This is a genomic window from Cupriavidus sp. 8B (assembly GCF_054589115.1).
Window position 1 is genome coordinate 1 of record NZ_BAAILO010000518.1, and the last position, 4,186, is coordinate 4,186.

Consider the following 4,186-nt stretch of genomic DNA (forward strand, 5'->3'; position numbering starts at 1 on the left):
CGCGCATTCCGACGCTGCTGGCCGGCGGCAAATTCGTCGACGTGACCGGCCGCTTTCAGGCCGCCACGCAGACCAATCCCCTGTCGTTGCTGGGTAGTCCGGACAACCATGCCTATGTCACCGACTGGCTGGTACTCGCCATTGAGGACGATGAATTCCGGGTCACGCCGCAGCAACGCACCGACCTCTATCAGGCCGTGCAGATCCTCTCGCGCTTCTCGCGTGAGCACTGGACGCTCTCGAATCTCTGCACCCAACTGCACGCTTCGCTGCGCGAGCGCCTGCAGATCTGGGTGAAGGGTGGGCAGTACGGCCACTTCTTCGACCACGTGGAGGACGCCTTCGAGGTGAGCGACGACCTGTCGATCGAGATGGGCGACCTGTTCATGACCTTCCCACGTGCCGCGGCTCTCTTCATGGACTATGCGTTCTACCGCATCAGCCAGTCGATGGGGGGCACGCGCTACACCATCATCGAGGTGGAGGAAGCCGGTTTCTTCTTCACCAATCCCCGCTTCTACGCGCGGCTGGAGACCTGGATCGTGACGATCCGCAAGCTCAACGGCGCGATCTGGATGGCAACGCAATCGTTGCAGCAGATCGCACGTGTCGCGGACTTCGAAATCCTCAAGGACAACATCGCCAACATCCTCTACCTGCCCAACAGCCAGGCCAGTACCAGCAAGGACCTGTATTGCGACGTGTTCGGCCTCACCAACGATCAGGTGAAGATGATTGCCGAGGCGGTGCCCAACCGGGACTACCTCTGGACCACCAAGGCACAGACCCGGATGCTGCAGACCGCGTTCAGCAAGGAAATGGTCGCGATGCTGCGCTCCGACGGCTATGCCCAGGAAGTGCTGGACCGGCACTACGCCTCCGGGCACCCCGAATGGCAAGACCGCTACGTCCGAGAAGTCCTTGCCCGCGGCTAACGTGGATCCTGCTCAAACACTGGAGAACCCTATGAGAAAGATCGCTGCAAAACTGCTTGTCACGGCTGTGCTGGCCACCGCATCGCTGGCACACGCTGGCGGAATGCCGGTATTCGACGCGGCCAACTTCATCAAGAACACGATGACGGCGGCGCAGGCGCTGAAGACCGAAGTGTACGAGAACACCAACATCACCTACCAGTACAAGATGATGCTCAACCAGTTGCAGCAGGCGGTCGGGCTCGACTCGACCTCCATGCTGGCCCAGGCTAGCTCGATCAAGGACGATATCAAGAGGCACGAGCAGTACGGCCAGACGCTGCAGGACCTCTACGGTGGCCTTGCAAACAACGTCGATTATCTCTCCCGCGTGCAGAGCATGGTCGTGCAGTCCGGCAAGACCCCGGACCAATGGTTCCAGGATCAACGCACGCTGCTCGACACAGGCGACAAGACGGCTAAGCGCCTGTTCAGCCTCGGCAATGACGTCACGGCAAACAATCAAAAGCTGGCGCAACGCCGAAAGCAGCTTCAGTCAGACCTCGAGATGAATCAGACGTCCGAAGCTACCGCCCAACTCACGAACCAGATGCTCGATGTATTGGCCAGCCAAAATGCAGACCTGCTGCAGCTGATGGGGGCGAAGACCCAATCCGACGCGATCAAAGACCAGAAGGCCAACTCGGACACTGCCGAGAAGACCACCGCAGCCGAGGCGCTTTCCCGTCAGCAGGCAGCGGAACTGCAGCAGCTCCGACAGACCGTGTTCAATCGCGGCACATCGTCCGGGAAGTAAAGCTGACATGAAACGAACCACGATCCTCCGCGCCGCCGTTGCCGCGCTACTGGCACTACTGTCGCTGCTCTCCCTCGTCTCCTTGCCGGCTAGAGCACAGTCGGAGGTCTCGATTCCCCCCTTGCAGCAGCCGGCACCGTCGCCAACGTCCGCGCCGCCAGCGCCGTCTGGCGGTTCGGCTGTACCCATGCCTGCCGCTGGCTCGACCGGTGAGGCGTTGTCGTCCACCGTTCAGGAATTGATGGCACTGCGGGACGGCTTGCTCAGTGGCGGCGTCGCGCTGAGCCGCACCACAGCGCCGGAGGCTGGCAAGTTCGCGTGGGCACTCGCGGTGATCACCATCACGATCGGCGGCATCCGATTCATGGCGCATCGACACCCTGTCGGCGCCTGGGTGGAGTTGCTGGAGACGCTGACGATCCTCGGCATCTTCTCCGCGATCTATCTCAGCTTTGACTCCTTCGGCCCCGGCATCTTCCAATGGTTCGACGAGATCGCGCGCGCCATGAGCGGCGGAAATTATGGCACCGGCTCAGTCCTCGCCTATACCGCTGGGAAATTTCTGGATTCGTTCGTCGAGGCGATCAAGGTAGCCTCCTGGTACAACAAGCTGGACGCAATCATTTCGGGCCTGGGCCTGCTGATTGCCTTTCTTCTTTCAGCCATCGCGGCGATCGTCTACACCTACTACATCATGATCGGGCAACTGCAAGCCGCCGTCGGCCTGGCGGTAGGCTTGATCGCCGTGGCCTTGGGCTTCTCCGAATACACCCGAAAATATTTCTGGGCGTGGTTCGATTACATGGTCACGGCATCCATGTACATCGTCACGTCGGCAATCATCGCCAACCTCGTCGCGGCAGCCACCGGCGAAACCATTCAGAAGGTCGCAGCCGTGGGAACAAGCACGGCCGCCGCCGGCTGGAAGGCCGCATCGCTGTCCGTCCTGGTACTCCTCATCTCCTTCGAGATTCCGAAGCTGGCCGGCTCGCTGTTCGGCACAGGCGGTGGCATCTCCGGCGGCGCTGCCGCGAGTGCTGCCAAAGGTGCGATGAAGCTTGGAAAGCTCTTCTGAAATGACGCAACACTTGCCCATGGATGCCGACACGCTGCTAGCAACGCTAGATAAGCGTCTTGCCCTGATCCGCCAGTACGCCAACGAGGGCGACCCTGCCGTGTTCGATGGCAAATGGCTGGCCGTACTCCGCTCTTGCGCCACATGGTTCTCGTCCATGCCGCTGCAACCGGAACAACATGCCGAGCCCGGCGGCGCGTTCCGTGCCACGGTCGAGGTGGTCTATTTCGCCATGCGCCTGTCGGGCGGGCAGAAGTTTGCGGCTGACCAGCCCTCTGAGCGCCGCCGCCGCCTCGAACCCCAATACCTGTACGCGCTCTTTCTGGCGGCGTGCTGTTCCTGGCTCGATGAACCCTGCCGGCACTTCCACTTCGTGCGCGAGGATACCGGCGAGCAGTGGGTGCCCGCCGCGCACGGCGCGTTTCACGCGTGGCTTGCGGACAACCCCTACCGCGTGATACGTCTGGCGACGCCGCTGCCGGTGGAACGCATGCGCAGCGCCCTGTTGGCACGCACGATCCTTGGCGCCGAGGCGCTGTCGTGGCTGGACGGCCCCGTGCTGACGGAGCTGTTCGGCGCGATCAATCCAGCCCCGATGCCGACCGGGTTCGAGGCACAGTTACACAAGATCGTGCGCCAGGCTGTCGCAGCCACCCGTGACTACGAGCAGAAGGCACGCAGGGCGGTCTTCGCCCCGGACACCACCGTGCCGCCGTCGGCCGAACAGCTAGCCGCCGCGCCTACTCCCGGAGCGACTGCTGCCAACACCAAAGTCGGCCCTGCTGCCCAGGCTGCGGAACCGGTCGCGCCGCCGCCCAGCGCGGCAGCGGGCGCCGCTTCCCTGTTCCAGCCATTTGCCACCGCGGCAGTCGCGGCCACGACGACCACGGGCCAGCCGGTAGCGGCAGAGCCCGTAGCAACGACCATCCCGCCTGCCACGCCACCGAGCGCGCCGGCAGCGGGCGCCATCGATGCCGCCGCCATCGGCCGCGCGCGCCGCGACGCGCCGGACCCATTCACCTTGCTGCTGGGCGGATCGCGAATGATGAGCGAGTTCTTCCGCGCGCTCGCCCAGGACGTCACCGCCGGCAAGGTCAAGGTCGCGTGGGCCGAGAAAGGTCTGGTGCTGCCCAAAAAGGTGCTTGGCAACTACGGCATCGCCAGCGACACGCTGATCGAAAAGCTGCGCAAGGAGAACTTGCTGTACGCCTTGCAGGGCACCGACCTCGTCCTCACGGAGCGAATCGGTACGCTGATCTTGCCACGCCCCAACAACCCGACCTAATTCCATGGTTCGCTACATCAATCACTTCCGCCCCATGTTCGAGGCCCGCGCGGCGGCCGGCTGGGCGCTGGGCCTGATGCTGATCTCCGCCTCGG

3 protein-coding genes and 1 pseudogene are annotated in these 4,186 nt (G+C 63.3%); all 4 read left to right on the plus strand.

Features of this window, described 5'->3' with window-relative positions; all coding sequences use genetic code 11:
* Positions 1-935, plus strand: a pseudogene (locus ACYP5B_RS46050) (VirB4 family type IV secretion system protein); the annotation flags it as partial.
* Between the two features lie 31 nt (positions 936-966).
* Positions 967-1,731, plus strand: coding sequence for a conjugal transfer protein TrbJ (locus tag ACYP5B_RS46055; RefSeq protein ID WP_459574034.1), 765 nt, complete (start codon positions 967-969; stop codon positions 1,729-1,731).
* 7 nt (positions 1,732-1,738) lie between these two features.
* On the plus strand, positions 1,739-2,806 hold the full coding sequence (locus ACYP5B_RS46060; RefSeq protein ID WP_459574035.1) for a type IV secretion system protein: 1,068 nt from the start codon (positions 1,739-1,741) through the stop codon (positions 2,804-2,806).
* Between the two features lies 1 nt (position 2,807).
* Positions 2,808-4,091, plus strand: coding sequence for a TraI domain-containing protein (locus ACYP5B_RS46065; protein WP_459574036.1), 1,284 nt, complete (start codon positions 2,808-2,810; stop codon positions 4,089-4,091).
* Positions 4,092-4,186 lie beyond the last annotated feature (95 nt).